This window comes from Oceanobacillus luteolus (assembly GCF_042678205.1).
In the GTDB taxonomy this organism is placed as follows: Bacteria; Bacillota; Bacilli; order Bacillales; family Amphibacillaceae; genus Oceanobacillus; species Oceanobacillus luteolus.
Genome location: NZ_JBHUDE010000043.1, coordinates 55900 through 72660 on the forward strand (window position 1 = coordinate 55900; position 16761 = coordinate 72660).

The window sequence follows — 16761 nt, forward strand, 5'->3', positions numbered from 1 at the left end:
TTTCATTTTGTTCACTTTATGCTATAATGAACACAGAGCTTGAAAACAGCCCTAGCAGTTCTCATTTTATGGGGACGTTACGGATTCGACAGGGGTAGGTTGAGCTCAGGTTGCGCGTCGAGGTTACGGCTCGTAAAACGTAAACGCCTATAACTGGCAAAAACGAAAACTACTCTTTAGCAGCTGCATAAGCACTGACTAAAGGATCCTTCCTGCAATTGCCTGTGTTGCAGATTGAAGGGTCTCAAACTCTAGCAGGCTGGACTGACTTCCACCGTCTGAGGATCGTCAGTCGAGATTAACCAGACTAGCTTTCACAAAGCCTGTTGGTAGGCTGAGTGGATAGCGAAATACTAATATACCAACTACACGTGTAGAAGCCTGAGTGGCAATATCTCTGGACGTGGGTTCGATTCCCACCGTCTCCACCAATACATAATGTTGGTGGTTTTTTTATTTCTAGCTAATCTATCACGGCCATAAAAATGAAGATTCCAACTATCTCCTTTATGAAGTATGTCACCCGGATGTGCTTTGTTTCTGGATTTCCTCTGTAAGAAATTAAAGCTCGTTTGCATCAACTGCATATAATAATATCCAATCAGCACTAACTGTATTAGGTTTATTCTTAAGTACATCCAACGTTTATACTAATTTTTTTCCGCTGTGTTAACCTCTTACATTGCTTTTCGATTAACGTTAATATTTTTGCTCCTATTGACCTTTCTGAGAAGTCAAGTACGCTCACTTTAGCTGGAAATTTAGAAGTTATCCCCCGTATCTTTGTCTCACTTCTTCCGGCCAATAAAAGGTTTTATTGCTTTCTAATTATTCACCTTTTCCACTTGTAGCTGATGTTGCAAAATATCAAAACTTATATAATTAATACTCATGCATTATGAGTTCCAATTTGGTCGACAGTTGATAAGGTCATTACGTGAGGTACTATAACATTTTCTTCAATAACACTTTTAAACCAACCAAGAACAGACTGTGGAAATTCAGGTGAATTTGCTGTATTAAAATCGAGAAAAAGGATACCTTTATGTTCCCCAGTAAATCTTATGTATTCAAATCTCCTTTTAATAGTCATTGTATTTTACAGTTATTTAATATTTTCTTTAAGAGTTATAAATCCAATAAGCACTGATTATTTTGAAAATATAGTATAAAATGATATATTAATAATACATACTAACATAGTATGTTACATGTATTGTAGGGGATAGGGGGGGATTTGGGTGTATGAACATAAAGTTGTAGAGGTCAAGTTGTCAGCTTTCAAACTTTCGCCAGAAGAAGACTACCAATCCGTCGTTGATTCTCATGAAAAAGAAGGCTGGGAGTTAATGCGAATTGATTCAGGTATAAGTGGATATGGGATTCCCACTTTATTTAGGGTAATATTTAAAAGAAAAAAAGAAAAAATGGAGAAAGATATTGGTTAAAGCTTTAAAAATCCCTGGCATATATAATGTTTAGGGATTTTTCTATTTCATATATCATAGTACAACGTTCGTGTTTAAAATTAGGGCGGAGGCATAAGTTAGGATAACATCTTAGATTCCCGTCAATCCGTCGAGAAAATTTTAGATTAAAAAAGTAATGATATTGGCAATAAAAATGGGACAAGAGGAAGGGCAAACCGACCTAATGTCCCATTTCATAACGAATTTGGTGTAAATAATTTAAAGATGGGATTTACCTTTTAATGATGTACATGTCCACCTTTAGATGGGTTCGTAATCATAAATCCAGGATTGTCCCCGACATAGAAATATTGGATCCAGATTCCGTCCAGAAAATCTTCGCGGCTATCCAGTAAAATTTCGATATCTTTGTCCGTCTGTACAATTTCGTCATGTTCTTGTGGAGTATCCAGACTTAAGCCGTAATGTGCATGGTCCCCGTGGATATGATCGATATAAACTCGAATCATTTTGCCTTCCGCTTCATCGGTTTCCAGCATTTTCTTTAATTCCTTTGCAGCATTACGATTGATTTTACATTTCATGTTAAAGTCTCCAATCTATAAGGTTCTATTTTATTATCTCATGAAATAATCCGATTAGTCATTTTTAAAGATTCTACTTTTCATTGTGTAAAAACGATATTACTGGTCATTTCTCTTTTGTGTACATATTTTTGAAGAAAAGTAATAAAAAAATCGAACCACAGTTGGTTGGTTCGATTTTTTGTATGAAGTTTGATTGCCAAACTTTACACTTTCATTTGATCTAATATGAATTTTTGGATGGCATGAGCTACTCCACCTTCATTGTTCGTAAGGGTTTCGTAGTCAGCGACCGCTTTAACTTCTGGAATCGCGTTCTTCATCGCTACTCCACAACCTGCAAATTGAATCATGGAGATATCATTTCCATTATCCCCGATGGCCATTATTTCATGTTGTTTAATTCCAAGCTTCGTTGCCAGTAACTTGACCGCATTACCTTTCGTTGCGTCCGGATGAGTAAATTCAAGGAAATGTGGGGCACTTTTTACAATAGCGTATTCTTCACTTAATCCCTCAGGTAGTTTTTCCATTATTTTAGATATCTTACTCGGCTCATTGATATACATGATATTCGGGATAGTGCGCTCTTTCGGAAATTCATTGACCGGACAGAAGTTTAAAGGGATATCGTTCAAGTAGGATTCTAATATCGTATATTTACTGATCTTTTGATTGGGAGTATATAGTTGTTCTACATCAAAGAAATGCATCGGTGTATTCAACTCAAGGCTCAGCTCATACAATTGAAGTAAATGCTTATTTTCCATAGAGAACTCATTCACTACTTCACCGGTGTTTGAATTCTCGATATAGGCACCATTAAAGGCGATAGCATAGTCTTCTGCTTCATTCAAATTCAATTCTTTTACATATTCCCGCATGCCGACAATTGGCCGCCCCGAACAAAGCACAATCTTGATTCCAAGTTTTTTTGCTTCGACTAACGTATCTTTTACCTCTTGAGGAACTTCATGATAATCATTTAATAATGTTCCATCCATATCAATCGCAATTAACTTAAACATGAATACGCTCCTTATAATTTCTGATAGGTCCATTATACGATATTTCCTCATTTTATTCATTGATTTGTTTGACTTCCATACTATTTTCGAGAAGGCTCTGATTTTCTGAAATAAAAATGGAATATATGGGAAATCTATGAATAGTAAGCTTCTGCCACTGGAGAAAGATAGGATATGAAGTTTCGTACCATTAATTTTACATAATCTTTATAATTTTCGGTTTGAATGTAGCTTATAATTGAACGATGAAAAGGTGTCCATCATATCTTAATCATAAGAGGAGGTCATGTTCTTGGCTAGATTCCACTTATACAACTACACGTTCGAAAACTTAAGCGAAAAAAACATGTCTTTTCAACAGGTGTTTCAGAACATAAAAAGGTTTATGGAAAAGGATCCGTACGGCAGTTATAAATTGATGTTCGGAACAGATTCTCAAGTTCATTCCACGTATACTCGTTTTATTACCGGAATCGTTATTCAATGTGAAACAAAAGGAGCCTGGGCATGTATTCGTAAAGTTATCGTACCAAGGAAAATGAACCAGCTGCATGAACGAATTTCTTTTGAAACGAGTTTGACAGAAGAAGTTGTCAGTATGTTTACAGAAGAAAGAAAAGAAGAGTTGATTGAGATTGTTTTACCTAATATATATCGCGGTGGTTCCTTTACAATAGAAGGTCATATTGACATCGGTTCTGGCAATAAAAATAAAACTAGAATATTTGTAAATGAAATGCTTGCAAGAATGGAAGCGTTGGGTATAGAGCCGAAAATCAAACCAGAAGCTTTTGTAGCCAGTTCCTATGCAAATCGATATACAAAGTAATCCTCCATATATTTAATAAAAAACGGGTATAGTACTAATTAAACATGTGGGTTTGTCTGCATGTTTAATTTTGATGGAGATTTATATAATAAAATGAAAATGACACAGCTGGAGAGATGATCATCATGAAGTCGCTAACAAAAGAAATCATTCGCTTGTCAAACATGAATATTTATTGTGAACATTTACTTCAAGATAAACCCCCGATCATTTTTATCCATGGATTTGTATCCTCTGTTTCTACGTTTCGACGGGTTATTCCAAAGTTGTCTGATAGCCATTCGATAATTGCTATTGATTTGCCGGGATTCGGAAAAAGTGAGAAGAGCACTACTTTCACGTATACATATGAGAATTATGGAAGGCTGATTACTGCTTGCATGGATTATTTCAATTTGGACAAGGCCTCAATTGTAGGACATTCCATGGGTGGTCAAGTTGCTCTCCATTCGACAATCCTGGTGCCGGAAAGGATTGATAAACTTGTATTGATCGCGAGCTCTGGCTATTTGGATAAAGCAAGGGCTTGGCAAAGATACGCTTCCTATCTTCCATTTAGTGCACAAGTGGCCAAGCGGTTCGTGCATAAGAAGACTGTCCAACAATATTTGGAGAATGTGTTATATGATACAACCTTTGTATCGAGAGACTTGATTGAAGCATATAGTCAGCCTTTACAAGAAAAGAACTTCTATAAAACTTTAATACGTCTTTTGCGTTTCCGTGAAGGTGATCTAAGCAGTGAACAGTTAAAGGAGATACATCAACCAGTATTGTTGATTTGGGGATTGGAGGATCGAGTTGTACCAGTACAGATTGGTGTTCGTTTATCAGAAGACCTTCCAAATAGTCATTTATATACCTACGAGAAAGCTGGACATTTAATTACCGAGGAGAAATCGCAGGAAGTTTCTCGAAATATTTTATCCTTTTTGGACGGTTGAATCACCAGGTAAACCTTCGTATATCAGCACTTTTCAAATAACGAAATTTACAAGAATAATTATTCTTCTATTTTTTCAGAAAAAGGGGTTGCAATATAATTTGATTTCGAATAGACTGTATTATAACAAGATAACAATTAATTAGATTGTTATATAAAAGGAGGAAAACAACATGATAAAGTATGGTCACGTGTCGTGTCCTGAGTGCGGTCAAGAAGTGGATGCTAAAAGCTATACGATGGAGTGTGATTATTGTTTATCGAAAAAAGAGGGTGATTAATTTTTTTGATTTTATTGTTATATAACAATGAGGGGTTATTGTTTCTATAGTACAACAAGGGGTGATGAATCAAGATGCTTACCAATCAATCTGCCGTGGAAATCGAGCACAGGGAAACCTTTCCGGAAATTCTGACGCCTCAAGCGTTGGAGTTTCTGGAAAAGCTTCACACGAACTTCGATGAACGACGAAGAAATTTATTAGAGATTAGGCAACAGATCCAAAAAAAGCTTAATGAAGGAAAACACTTAAAATTTCTGGAAGAGACGAAGCATATTCGCGAAAGTGAATGGACCGTTGGACAAATACCAAAAGACCTGCGAGATCGCAGGGTAGAAATTACTGGACCCGTAGAGAGGAAGATGATTATAAATGCTTTGAACTCCGGTGCAAAAGCATTTATGGCAGACTTTGAAGACGCTACCTCTCCAACTTGGGAAAATATGATGAATGGTCAAATCAATTTAAAAGATGCTGTGAGAAGAACAATTGATTTTACAGGACCAAATGGTAAAAAATATGTGCTGAACGAAAATCCGGCTGTACTAATCGTCCGTCCAAGAGGATGGCATTTGGAAGAAAATCATTTAATGGTGAATGGAAAACCAATGTCTGGAAGTTTAGTAGATTTCGGGCTTTACCTGTACCATAACGCTTCAGAATTATTGGCTCAAGGTAGCGGTCCATATTTTTATTTGCCAAAAATAGAAAACCATTTAGAAGCAAGACTTTGGAATGATATCTTTGTTTTTTCACAAAATGAGCTCGGTATTCCGCAAGGCACTATTAAGGCAACGGTATTAATTGAAACAATCACCGCAGCGTTTGAAATGGATGAAATACTGTTTGAACTTCGTGAGCATGCTGCTGGTTTGAATTGTGGACGCTGGGATTATATTTTCAGTTATATTAAGAAGTTCCACAAAGATCCAGAGAGGATATTGCCTGATCGTGCAGCCGTTACGATGGAAGTCCCTTTCATGCGTGCTTATTCCTTACTTGCCATTAAGACTTGTCATAAACGAAATGCATTTGCCATGGGCGGGATGGCAGCACATATACCAGTGAAAAATGATGATGAAAAAAATAAAATCGCATTTGAAAAAGTAAGAAAGGATAAAGAACGAGAAGCGAATGACGGGCATGATGGCACATGGGTAGCCCACCCGGGGATGGTTGAGCTTGTTACAGATGTATTTAATCAAGCAATGCCGACACCGAATCAAGTACACAGAAAACGAGAAGATGTGGAGGTGACGGAAGATAATCTCATCCAGTTGCCAGAAGGCGATATTACAGAAGAAGGACTAAGGACAAATGTGAGTGTCGGTATTCAATATACAGCAGCTTGGTTATCAGGTAGAGGTGCTGTACCAATAAATAATTTGATGGAAGATGCAGCAACTGCAGAAATTTCACGTGCACAAGTTTGGCAATGGGTAAGGTATCCAAAGGGTGTGCTGTCGGATGGAAGAAAGGTGACGCTTACGCTTGTGGAAACGATCACTCAGGAGGAATTATTGAAGATAAAAGATCGGATTGGGGCAGAGGCTTTTAAACAAGGAAACTATGAAAAAGCGGCTGAGATTTTTCTGGAATTAATCAAAAAGGATTCATTTGCTGAGTTTCTGACGTTACCGGCTTATGAACAACTAACCAAAGGGGGAAATAATTAATGTATCAAGAAAGAGCAGAGCAATTGCAGAAAGAATGGGAGAACGATCAACGTTGGGAAGGTATTGTACGAGATTATTCCGCGGAAGATGTGATTCGCTTAAGGGGTTCACTGGATATTGAGCACACGTTGGCTAAACGAGGGTCAGAAAAGCTATGGAAGCTTATTAATGAAGAAGATTTTATCAATGCATTAGGTGCACTTACTGGAAATCAGGCGGTTCAGCAAGTGAAGGCAGGATTAAAAGCAATTTACTTGAGTGGGTGGCAAGTTGCTGCGGATGCGAATCTATCAGGTCATATGTATCCGGATCAAAGTTTATATCCTGCTAATAGTGTTCCTCATGTCGTAAAACGCATCAATCAGGCGTTACAGCGGGCAGATCAGATTCATTATTCAGAAGGGGAAAATGATATCGATTGGTTTGCACCTATTGTTGCGGATGCAGAAGCGGGTTTCGGCGGACAGTTGAACGTATTCGAACTGATGAAAGGGATGATTGAATCGGGTGCGGCTGGGGTCCACTTCGAAGATCAATTATCTTCTGAGAAGAAGTGCGGCCATCTAGGCGGGAAAGTACTTCTGCCGACACAAACAGCTGTGAAAAACTTGATTGCCGCTCGTTTTGCAGCAGATGTGATGGGTACTCCAACGGTAATTATCGCGCGGACGGATGCGAATGCTGCAGATATGATCACAAGTGATGTTGATCCGTATGACTCACCGTTCATCACTGGTGAGAGGACTTCCGAAGGATTCTTCCGAACAAAAGCGGGCCTTGATCAGGCGATTGCCCGAGGTTTAGCTTATGCACCATATGCAGACTTGATCTGGTGTGAAACATCAGAACCGGATCTGGAGGAGGCACGTCGCTTTGCCGAGGCAATCCATGAAAAATATCCAGATAAATTGTTGGCATACAATTGTTCACCATCCTTTAATTGGAAACGGAAATTGTCGGACGCTGAGATTGCTAATTTTCAACGTGAGCTAGGAAAAATGGGATATAAATTCCAGTTCGTTACATTGGCTGGCTTCCATGCATTGAACCATAGCATGTTTGAACTTGCAAGAAAATATAAAGATGAAGGTATGGCAGCTTATTCTGAGTTGCAGCAGGCTGAATTTGCGAGTGAGCAGCATGGATACACAGCTACAAGACATCAACGTGAAGTTGGTACAGGTTACTTCGATGAAGTGGCACAAGTTATTTCTGGAGGAGAATCTTCTACTACCGCATTAACTGGATCAACAGAAGAAGAGCAGTTCACAAGTTAACGTATCAGAGCGAGTAACCCGATTCGGGAAGCTCGCTCTTATTTTTGGTACAGAGTAAAATATTAGGTCCTTCAATTATCATCTCATTATGATTCCTTGATTTGAAGCAAACTCAGAATTAGTAGGGTTTCTTAACTCATCCGACTTGACGAAACTGCTTATTTGCGTTATGATATATGTAATTAAATATATTTGAATTTAACTTTTTTATTTTCAATAATATATGGGGGTAGATGAATGGTTACGCTTTATGTTACACCTAGTTGTACTTCCTGCAGAAAGGCTCGGAAGTGGTTTCAAGAACATGATATTGCTTACAGAGAAAGAAATATCATGTCAGAACCTCTACAAAGAGACGAAATCAAAGAAATACTCCGTCTGACTGATAACGGAACGGAGGAAATAATTTCTACTCGTTCTAAAGCATTTCAACAGTTAAAACCTGATTTAGAAAAGTTATCCCTACAGGAATTACTTTCATTAATCGAAGAAAATCCTGGAATTTTAAAACGTCCCATCATGTTGGACGACAAGCGTCTGCAAGTTGGATATAATGCAGACGAAATCCGCAGTTTCTTGCCTCGCTCTGTTCGCGAGTTCAATTTACAGGAAATGCAAAAGGCTATCAACTAATCATGTAATGGTTTCAATATATATTTTAACGTGCTATTTTTCGGCTAAACGAAGAATAGCACGTTTTTTGTTGTACAATTAAATCTGATAATATTTTTTGAAAACATGCAACTTTATATAGTTTGCCAGCATCTTAAGTGTAGGGGGGGAGGGAGCAAGTGGTGAACCTAGTCGATAGGTTAAGAAAAAAAGAAGAGGAAGCATTGGTTGAAGTGATGAATCTTTATGGGAACTATTTGCTCCGAATGGCTTATCTGTTGGTAAAAGACCATCAACGGGCAGAAGAAGCCGTACAAGATGCTTTTATTACAGCTTTCAAAAAAATAAACCAACTGGAGAAAGACGCACTTATCAAGAGCTGGTTGACTACCATTACGATCAATCACTGCCGTCAGCAGTTGAGGACGTGGAACTATAAACATATCATACCCAACTTAGAAGCAGTAGAACGCTTGAGGGACAAGGATGCTGCGACAAGTCCAGAAGCAGAACTGCTGGAGTTGGAATGGAATCATCATCTGACAGCTGCTATTCACGCACTAGATTATAAGTATCGAGAGGTAATTACTTTATTTTACTTTAATGAATTGAAAATTGCTGAAATCTCAGCTCTGACAAATACGAAGGAAAATACCGTGAAATCACGCTTGAAACGAGCAAAGGAGATGCTGAAAGCAAGTTTAATAGAAAAGGAGGACGGTACGGATGGAAGAAAAAACGCAAATCAAGAAACATCTTGACCAGGAGTTGAAAGACTTACACTTCACCAAACACGTTGACGTTCTGAATAAGATAAAACAACCAACCAGGAAAGAAAAACTGAGTCAGCTTTGGAATAAGGAAGTCACGATACCAATCCTCCCTGTAAGTTCAGTTCTTGTCATTCTCCTTTTCAGTTATGGGATTTTCGTCATTCAAGATATAAACGTGGAATATGAACAGAATGAGTTGATTAACATAGGAGGCAACAGATATTGGCAAGAAGATATCGAGGGGAGGATGAAGAATGAAGAGCAGCGTTAAGCTGAAAGTTAAACATTTAGTAATGATAGCCTTCACTGTATTCTTGATCTTTCCTTTGGCTATGATATTCCTGATTCCCCAAATAGAACTGGGTTTGGTGAAATACAAACACTCAACCGGAATCACAGTAGCAAGGGAACAAGTAATTGAACTCTTGGAAAGTAATATCTTTCCTTCTCAAAAGTACAGCTTAATTCAAAACCATTTGTTAGGTGGGGAATGGCTGGGAGATTACGATATTTACGTCGGACCGACCATGTCGACAAGTATCATCGAGGAGGAATCCCAGTTATTCAGTTGGGAAGAGAAGAAGCCATATCTCAATGATTACTTAGAGAATGGGCCCGTCGATTATCCTTTAATAAATGCTGCGGTGCAACTAGCTGCTGAAGCTGTAAGGAACGGTGATGAAGCAAGGGCCGAGGGAATATATAAACTTGCTAAAGAACGATTGAACCATCCTGATTATTCATATTTAATATCTGAATTGGAACTTTCTTTTGTCAAACTTTATATTCAATCGGGCAATCCAGACAAGGCGGAGAACTTTCTTGAAACAATTGATATCCATAGAGGAGATTTCTATTATCAGGCTGAAAAAGTAAAATACGAGGCGTTGATTCTGTTACACAAAGGTGAGAATCACGCAGCTCTCACTAAAGTAAAAGAAGGAATGACAGATTTTGAAAAGGCTTGGGACGCGGAAGGAAATGAAGACTCAATTGAATATAGCAAAGTATATGAAGATTTGGAGCGTTTAAACTACACAATAGATAGCTCCACCGGAGAGTTAACCACCGTGTCAGGAAACATCAGCCGGAAAGATGGAACACCGATTGCTCAAGCGGGTGTATTTTTACGTGAGTCATCCATGGTTAATCGTTCAGTGGGCCCAGATGAATTTTATCAAGTGACGACGGATGACTCGGGCAACTTTGAATTTCAAAATGTTGTAGCTGGGAGCTATCAAATATTCGTAGGATTCCATTACGACCAAATTGATGGATATACTTGGCCAGTTGATTTAAATGATTGGATCTATGCAGATGGTGGAGAAATCGCTTATGATATTACGCTTGCCCCACTGATGGAAGTTTATGAACCAGTAAATGGAACTGTACTAAAGGATGATGAAATTGAGTTCAGTTGGGAACCTGTGTCTGGAGCTGCATATTATACCCTCCAGTTTAGCATTATTGATGACGGTCTTACTTACAGTTTAGGACTTGACATGGAAGCGAGAGAAAGCACCATCACTATTCCTGTAGAAAGCATTTATAATCTCGCGTCAAGTTCTATTATGGGTGTAGATGATACAGAATGGGAATATTTTAATCCAGCCTACTATTTAGGGTTCGAAAACTCTCATGGAGTATATTCATGGAGCGTTCAAGCTTTTGATGAAAAAGGCAATCTAATTACTCGCAGTGATGGTTACCGCCTAGCTGGAGACAGTATCGGCAACCTCCCAATATTGTATTTGCAGCAGAGAGAATTAACAAAGGCTGATGAATGGCTTATTGAAGGCAAACTGGAAGAAGCACTTCGACAATACAAAGAAGATATTGAAGTGAATCCAAAAGATACACACAGCTTGCGGATGATTACGAGAATCATTGGCATACAAGCAGATGGTGATTATAGTAAATTATTGGAACTTCAGCTTCCGTACTATAAACAATTGATAGAACTAACAGGTGATCCTAACTATATATTCTGGGTGTTGGATCACTATTACACAGAAAGAGATTGGAGAAACTATCAAATCTGGTTTGAAAAGTATAAAGCAGCGTCTGAAGGGGATATTGATCCTTTTGTCAAAAGCTATCATGCAAATGCTTTAATGTTTCAAGGTGAATATAAAAAAGCAGCGGAACTCCACAAAGAAGCAATTGAAGCTGGTGGTGACCATCGGTATATAGGTAACTTGTTAGCTTTAGAGATTTATCTTGGAGCTGATTTTGAAAAGGTAATCGAGCTGGCAAATGTCTATCCTTACCATGAGCACATTGCTGGTTCGGAAGGTTTCGTACACTGGGCAAGCCTCCTTCAATCTGTGAAGAAAGACGTGGAAGCGGATGAGGAGGCACTGAAAATGCTGAAGCAAGGGCTGAAACTCTACTTTACGGATGAGCAAGCTGAGCTGGAAAATTGGAAACAAAAAACTTCGAAGAACAATTTCGTGAAGTTAATAAATTTATTAGAAGTTATGAATTAAAAACAAAGCAGCGTGAAGCAAATGAATCCACACGCTGCTTTACTATATGAAAATGAGCGATACTACAAAACATACCAGTACACACAAATGAAATGAAAAAAACTGCCGAAAAGAATAAAGATATGAAAAATCTCATGGAAACCCCAATTTTTTATTTGGAGGAATTTCGGTTTAAATCCATAAATGATTCCACCAACCGTGTAGGCAATCCCACCGAGGATAAGGTAAGCCATCCCGCCCGTACCAAGGGAAGGTGCCAATTCACCGGTGAAAAAGATAACGAGCCAGCCCATCACCAGGTAGATGGATGTGGACAACCATCTAGGAGATGAAAACCAAGTTAATTTGAATATGACACCAAGTAATGCAAGACCATTAATTACACAGAATAATATCCAACCTAAAGTGTTATTTAACGTAATTAAACAAAAAGGGGTGTATGTCCCAGCGATTAATACAAATATCATGGAATGGTCAATTCTTCGTAACCAAGAAATCACTTTATCCTTTGCAATCACCATATGATAAGTTGCTGAAGCAGAGTAAAGCAATATCATACTGACTCCAAAAATAATCACTGCCAAAAGTCCCAACATGGAATGCCCCTCAGATACTGCCTTAACAATCAGCGCAATAAGTCCGATTAGAGCAAAAATGGCTCCGGCTAAGTGGGTAAAGCTATTAATCGGTTCCCTTACATATTGATTCATTAATATACCCCTTCCTCTACATAATGTAGTTTTAAAAACTATATCATCGTGTTATAATGATTTATATCATAGTTCACGATAAGTCGTCAACTATAAAATTGATAGCATAATACTTGGCTATTTGTAAAGAGGAGAAGAATAATGGAAGATAATATAAAAGAAATGATGGAGAATTTGCATTTGGATTCAAAGTTAACGATGGATGATATACCCAATCTTGATTTATACATGGACCAAGTCATTCAACTATTCGAGAACAAGTACGCAGCAGCAAAGCGAAATGAGGAAGAAAAAATATTAACAAAAACGATGATCAACAATTACTCGAAAGGAAAATTATTCTTCCCGATAAAAAATAAAAAATATTCACCAGAGCATGTCATGCTCATTAATATGATCTATGAAATGAAAACAAGTCTATCTATTCGTGATATCAAGCAAACATTGGACCCACTCAATAACCGTATGATGAAGGAAGAATTTGAGTTGAATCCAATTTACGAGTTCTTCTTAGAACTAACTGAAAAAAATTTGGAACGCTTTTCCAATGACAGTAATGAGATAATCAATGAAGTAAAAAAATCTAGTGATGCGTTACAAGAAGACGATGATTACTGGAATAAATTTTTCCTTATTCTCTCATTTGTAAACATGAGTAATTATTATTGCCGAGTTGCAGAGGCTCTCGTTGATGAAATGGAAAGTAAGGAATTGAAAAAAGACTAACATGTGTTTCATATGATAAACTAAAGGAAAAAAATTAGAGAGGGAGAATGACATTGACGGCATACCCTAAAATAAACGAAACACTAAATATGATTAAAGAACTGGTTTCCATCCCTAGTCCATCGGGTAATACGACAAAAGTAATTTCTTTTATTGAAACGGAATTAAATAAACTAGGTATAAGCAATAGAAGAAACCGCAAAGGCGGACTGATTGCAACAATTCCAGGCGAGAATGATAAAGATCACCGCATGCTCACTGCACATGTTGATACATTAGGGGCGATGGTGAAAGAGATTAAGAGTAATGGCCGTTTACGTTTAGATTTAATTGGCGGTTTCACATATAACTCCATCGAAGGTGAATACTGTGAGATTGAAACCTCCACAGGCCAGATTGTTACTGGGACAATTTTACTTCATCAGACCTCTGTCCATGTATATAAAGATGCAGGCAGTGCAAAGCGCAGTCAGGAGAATATGGAAGTGAGAATTGACGCACGGGTAGAAAATGCGGAAGACGTGCGAAAGCTCGGTATAGAGGTTGGTGATTTTGTTTCATTCGATCCTCGAGTGGAAATTACCGATAATGGTTTTATTAAATCCCGTCATTTGGATGATAAGGCAAGTGTTGCGATGTTGATCCAGCTGATAAAAAGAATAAAAGCAGAAAATATCAAGCTTCCTTATACCACTCATTTTTTAATTTCAAATAATGAGGAGATAGGTTATGGGGGGAATTCGAATATCACTCCAGAAACTGTAGAGTATTTAGCTGTCGATATGGGGGCAATGGGTGATGGCCAGTCTACAGATGAATATACAGTTTCCATTTGTGTCAAGGATGCGAGCGGCCCGTATCACTATGGACTAAGGAAAAAATTGGTGGAGTTAGCTCAGAAACATGAAATCGGCTATAAGCTAGATATCTATCCATATTACGGCTCTGATGCATCAGCAGCAATCCGGAGTGGACATGATATTGTCCATGGTCTGATAGGACCAGGAATCGATTCATCCCATGCTTACGAACGGACCCACGAAGATGCATTGCGAAACACGGAAGAATTACTATATCACTATATCCAATCAAGCCTAGTGGAATTATGAAAAAATACTTGTACAGATAGCTTGATTGGAATTAGCAATGTTCCAAAAGGAAAGCAGGTTTCTACATGAAATTAAGTATTTTGGATCAAGTCCCTATTCCGAATGGTAAATCAGCGCAAGATGCACTAGAAGCCACGATTGAGTTAGCCGAACTTGCAGATAAGCTGGGCTACCATCGCTATTGGATTGCTGAACATCATGACTTCGATGGTTTAGCGAGCCCAGCTCCCGATATTCTGCTTGGAATTATTGGACATAAAACAAAACGGATTCGAATCGGCTCAGGTGCAGTTTTACTGCCAAACTATAAACCATATAATATTGCAGAGCGTTATCATTTATTGGCAACATTATATCCTGGAAGGGTTGATCTTGGCTTGGGCCGAGCACCTGGTGGTTCAGCTGAAGCTTCTATAGCATTGGTCGATAATTTTCTTGAGCAAGTGAAAATGTATGAGCAGAAATTGGAGGAGTTGCTGCATTTTCTAAATGGAGATTTTCCTGAAGACAACATCTTCCATAAAGTAAAGGCACAACCTGTTCCAAAGGAGAAACCAGTTCCGTGGTTGCTTGGTACAAGTATGAAGAGCGCGGTTTTAGCATCAGAAAAAAGGTTGCCTTATGTGTTCGGAGATTTTATGAGTGGAGAAGATGGACCATCCATTGTGAAGGAATATCGTGATCGTTTCCGAAATGCAGAGCCAAAGGTAATGGTAACTGTTAATGTGATTTGTGCTGAGACTACGGAAGAGGCTATGGAGTTGGCAAAGAGTAATCAAGTATGGAAGTTGATGCAGTCAAAAGGAGAAGGAAACGGTAAGGTGCCCACCGTTAAAGAAGTATTGGAATATAATTTTAGTGATGAAGATCTTGATTCCCTTCGAACGTCCAATCACCGGCAAATAATCGGTAACCCGAGAGAAGTACGCGAGTCACTAGAGGAATTACGAGAATTATATGGTACTGATGAGTTTATGGTCCTAACAATCACTCATGATACTGATGCAAGAAAGGCTTCTTATGAACTGATTGCCCGTGAATTTAATTTAAGAAAGTCGTAATTTACATTCACAAATACATAATTCATCAGTAATGAACTATATTTAATAGAGGACAGGCTTTATCATTAATAAAGCATTTTACTCTGGATGATCAGGGAGGTTATTATGCAAACTTGGGTTACGGATGTGATGGAACAGTTCGGCTATCTTGGGATTTTTCTCATGATGACATTGGAGAACCTATTTCCACCTATACCATCTGAAATTGTCCTTCCATTTGGGGGATTTCTCACTACGTATACAAATCTCACAGTAGTTGGCGTCATTACGGCAGCGACCTTGGGTTCAGTTATTGGAGCAATGATTTTATACAGTATTGGCCTCCTGGTTGATGTGGAACGATTGGAGAAAATAGTCGATCGTTATGGACATATTCTTCGATTGAAAAGAGAAGATATTCATAAAGCGGATGCATGGTTTGATAAATACGGTTATTGGACGGTGTTTTTCTGCCGGATGGTGCCGCTTATCCGCAGTCTCATCTCGATTCCAGCCGGAATGTCGAACATGAAATTCACGGTATTTATACTGCTGACAACGATAGGGACGTTAATCTGGAACGTTATCCTGGTATCCATCGGAGTTGTACTAGGGGAGAATTGGCAGGATATATTAAGTTTTATGGATGTATATTCAACCATCGTTTATGTCTTGTTGTTTGTTGGGTTGGTACTATTCATTTACTGGTATATAAAAAAACGAAGAAAACAAAAATAGAATGGCAGAAGTGCCATTCTATTTTTGTTGCTCTTACAATATCAAACAGTCTTAGTTCAAATACGCCTCTAGGCCTACTGCAAAATATATCTGTGGCTCATTATCTTGAATGTAAAATCACGATAAGATGAAGTCAAGATCAAGAAAGGAGGCAATGCAATGAAGAAATTTCTACTTTTTGTTGGAGGATTAATCGCATTTTTCGTGTTACTTGCGAATTTAGGACCAATGGTGATATTTGGTTTAAGTATTTGGCTCCTCTATATTGTGTTTAAAAAGTTTATGCAGGCCGATTCGACTGGCGCAAAAATAGGATGGATCATCCTTGGGTTGTTTATTTTAAGCATCAGTCTGGCCAATATCTATGCATTGATAGGTGTTGTGGCGATTTACACACTGTATTTAATTTGGAAGAGCTGGAAAGAAGAGCCGGAGATTTACACGAATAAGGATTACGACCCATTTACCAATTTCGAGAATGAGTGGGCTGAATTAAATCGATAAAAGGAGAGAATA

At 38.2% G+C, this 16761-nt stretch carries 17 protein-coding genes and 1 other RNA gene; 15 read left to right on the top strand and 3 right to left on the bottom strand.

The features are described from left to right. Nucleotides 1–70: 70 nt before the first annotated feature. Both ssrA and ACFSBH_RS09440 read left to right on the top strand, forming a co-directional pair. Nucleotides 71–431, top strand: a transfer-messenger RNA (tmRNA) gene (ssrA, locus tag ACFSBH_RS09435). 810 nt (nucleotides 432–1241) lie between these two features. After that, entirely contained in the window at nucleotides 1242–1448 is a 207-nt protein-coding gene (locus ACFSBH_RS09440) for a DUF4177 domain-containing protein (protein ID WP_379597215.1), read from the top strand. A 260-nt stretch (nucleotides 1449–1708) separates the two neighbouring features. Here the strand turns inward: ACFSBH_RS09440 and ACFSBH_RS09445 are convergent, their stop codons facing one another. Both ACFSBH_RS09445 and yidA read right to left on the bottom strand, forming a co-directional pair. Further along, entirely contained in the window at nucleotides 1709–2014 is a 306-nt protein-coding gene (locus ACFSBH_RS09445) for an iron-sulfur cluster assembly accessory protein (protein ID WP_251511349.1), read from the bottom strand. A gap of 206 nt (nucleotides 2015–2220) precedes the next feature. Then, a complete protein-coding gene (gene yidA, locus ACFSBH_RS09450) occupies nucleotides 2221–3042 on the bottom strand; it encodes a sugar-phosphatase (protein WP_251511350.1) in 822 nt (273 codons plus the stop codon). A 346-nt stretch (nucleotides 3043–3388) separates the two neighbouring features. Between yidA and ACFSBH_RS09455 the strand changes: the two genes are divergently transcribed. From ACFSBH_RS09455 to ACFSBH_RS09490, 8 genes are all read left to right on the top strand, one after another. Beyond that, nucleotides 3389–3871, top strand: a complete 483-nt coding sequence (locus tag ACFSBH_RS09455) for a ribonuclease H-like YkuK family protein (RefSeq protein ID WP_379597246.1) — start codon at nucleotides 3389–3391, stop codon at nucleotides 3869–3871. A gap of 125 nt (nucleotides 3872–3996) precedes the next feature. Further along, nucleotides 3997–4815 carry an alpha/beta fold hydrolase gene (locus ACFSBH_RS09460; protein ID WP_379597218.1) on the top strand — a complete coding sequence of 273 codons (819 nt, stop codon included), beginning with the start codon at nucleotides 3997–3999 and terminating at the stop codon, nucleotides 4813–4815. 354 nt (nucleotides 4816–5169) lie between these two features. Continuing rightward, nucleotides 5170–6771 (top strand): malate synthase A, encoded by a 1602-nt coding sequence (gene aceB, locus ACFSBH_RS09465; protein ID WP_251511358.1) that lies wholly within the window; start codon nucleotides 5170–5172, stop codon nucleotides 6769–6771. Then, entirely contained in the window at nucleotides 6771–8048 is a 1278-nt protein-coding gene (gene aceA / locus ACFSBH_RS09470; protein WP_251511363.1) for an isocitrate lyase, read from the top strand. Before aceB ends, aceA begins: the two co-directional genes overlap by 1 nt. Nucleotides 8049–8285: 237 nt before the next feature. Further along, nucleotides 8286–8681: a transcriptional regulator SpxA gene (spxA, locus tag ACFSBH_RS09475; RefSeq protein ID WP_251511368.1), complete on the top strand. Its 396-nt coding sequence runs from the start codon at nucleotides 8286–8288 to the stop codon at nucleotides 8679–8681. Nucleotides 8682–8839: 158 nt separating this feature from the next. Further along, nucleotides 8840–9421, top strand: coding sequence for a sigma-70 family RNA polymerase sigma factor (locus tag ACFSBH_RS09480; protein WP_379597221.1), 582 nt, complete (start codon nucleotides 8840–8842; stop codon nucleotides 9419–9421). Then, the gene (locus ACFSBH_RS09485) at nucleotides 9387–9704 is read left to right on the top strand and encodes a hypothetical protein (RefSeq protein ID WP_251511376.1); all 318 of its coding nucleotides are present in this window, start codon (nucleotides 9387–9389) and stop codon (nucleotides 9702–9704) included. Before ACFSBH_RS09480 ends, ACFSBH_RS09485 begins: the two co-directional genes overlap by 35 nt. Then, entirely contained in the window at nucleotides 9688–11922 is a 2235-nt protein-coding gene (locus ACFSBH_RS09490) for a carboxypeptidase-like regulatory domain-containing protein (RefSeq protein WP_251511379.1), read from the top strand. Before ACFSBH_RS09485 ends, ACFSBH_RS09490 begins: the two co-directional genes overlap by 17 nt. A gap of 62 nt (nucleotides 11923–11984) precedes the next feature. Here ACFSBH_RS09490 and trhA read toward each other — a convergent pair whose 3' ends face one another. Continuing rightward, a complete protein-coding gene (gene trhA / locus ACFSBH_RS09495) occupies nucleotides 11985–12632 on the bottom strand; it encodes a PAQR family membrane homeostasis protein TrhA (RefSeq protein WP_251511397.1) in 648 nt (215 codons plus the stop codon). Nucleotides 12633–12773: 141 nt separating this feature from the next. Between trhA and ACFSBH_RS09500 the strand changes: the two genes are divergently transcribed. The 5 genes from ACFSBH_RS09500 (at nucleotide 12774) to ACFSBH_RS09520 (ending at nucleotide 16749) form a co-directional block, all read left to right on the top strand. Continuing rightward, a complete protein-coding gene (locus tag ACFSBH_RS09500) occupies nucleotides 12774–13358 on the top strand; it encodes a DUF1836 domain-containing protein (protein ID WP_251511401.1) in 585 nt (194 codons plus the stop codon). 89 nt (nucleotides 13359–13447) lie between these two features. Further along, nucleotides 13448–14467 (top strand): M42 family metallopeptidase, encoded by a 1020-nt coding sequence (locus ACFSBH_RS09505; protein WP_379597224.1) that lies wholly within the window; start codon nucleotides 13448–13450, stop codon nucleotides 14465–14467. Nucleotides 14468–14532: 65 nt separating this feature from the next. Beyond that, nucleotides 14533–15528: an LLM class flavin-dependent oxidoreductase gene (locus ACFSBH_RS09510; protein ID WP_251511407.1), complete on the top strand. Its 996-nt coding sequence runs from the start codon at nucleotides 14533–14535 to the stop codon at nucleotides 15526–15528. 105 nt (nucleotides 15529–15633) lie between these two features. Next, nucleotides 15634–16245, top strand: coding sequence for a DedA family protein (locus tag ACFSBH_RS09515; protein WP_251511410.1), 612 nt, complete (start codon nucleotides 15634–15636; stop codon nucleotides 16243–16245). 159 nt (nucleotides 16246–16404) lie between these two features. Continuing rightward, on the top strand, nucleotides 16405–16749 hold the full coding sequence (locus ACFSBH_RS09520; protein WP_251511414.1) for a lmo0954 family membrane protein: 345 nt from the start codon (nucleotides 16405–16407) through the stop codon (nucleotides 16747–16749). Nucleotides 16750–16761 lie beyond the last annotated feature (12 nt).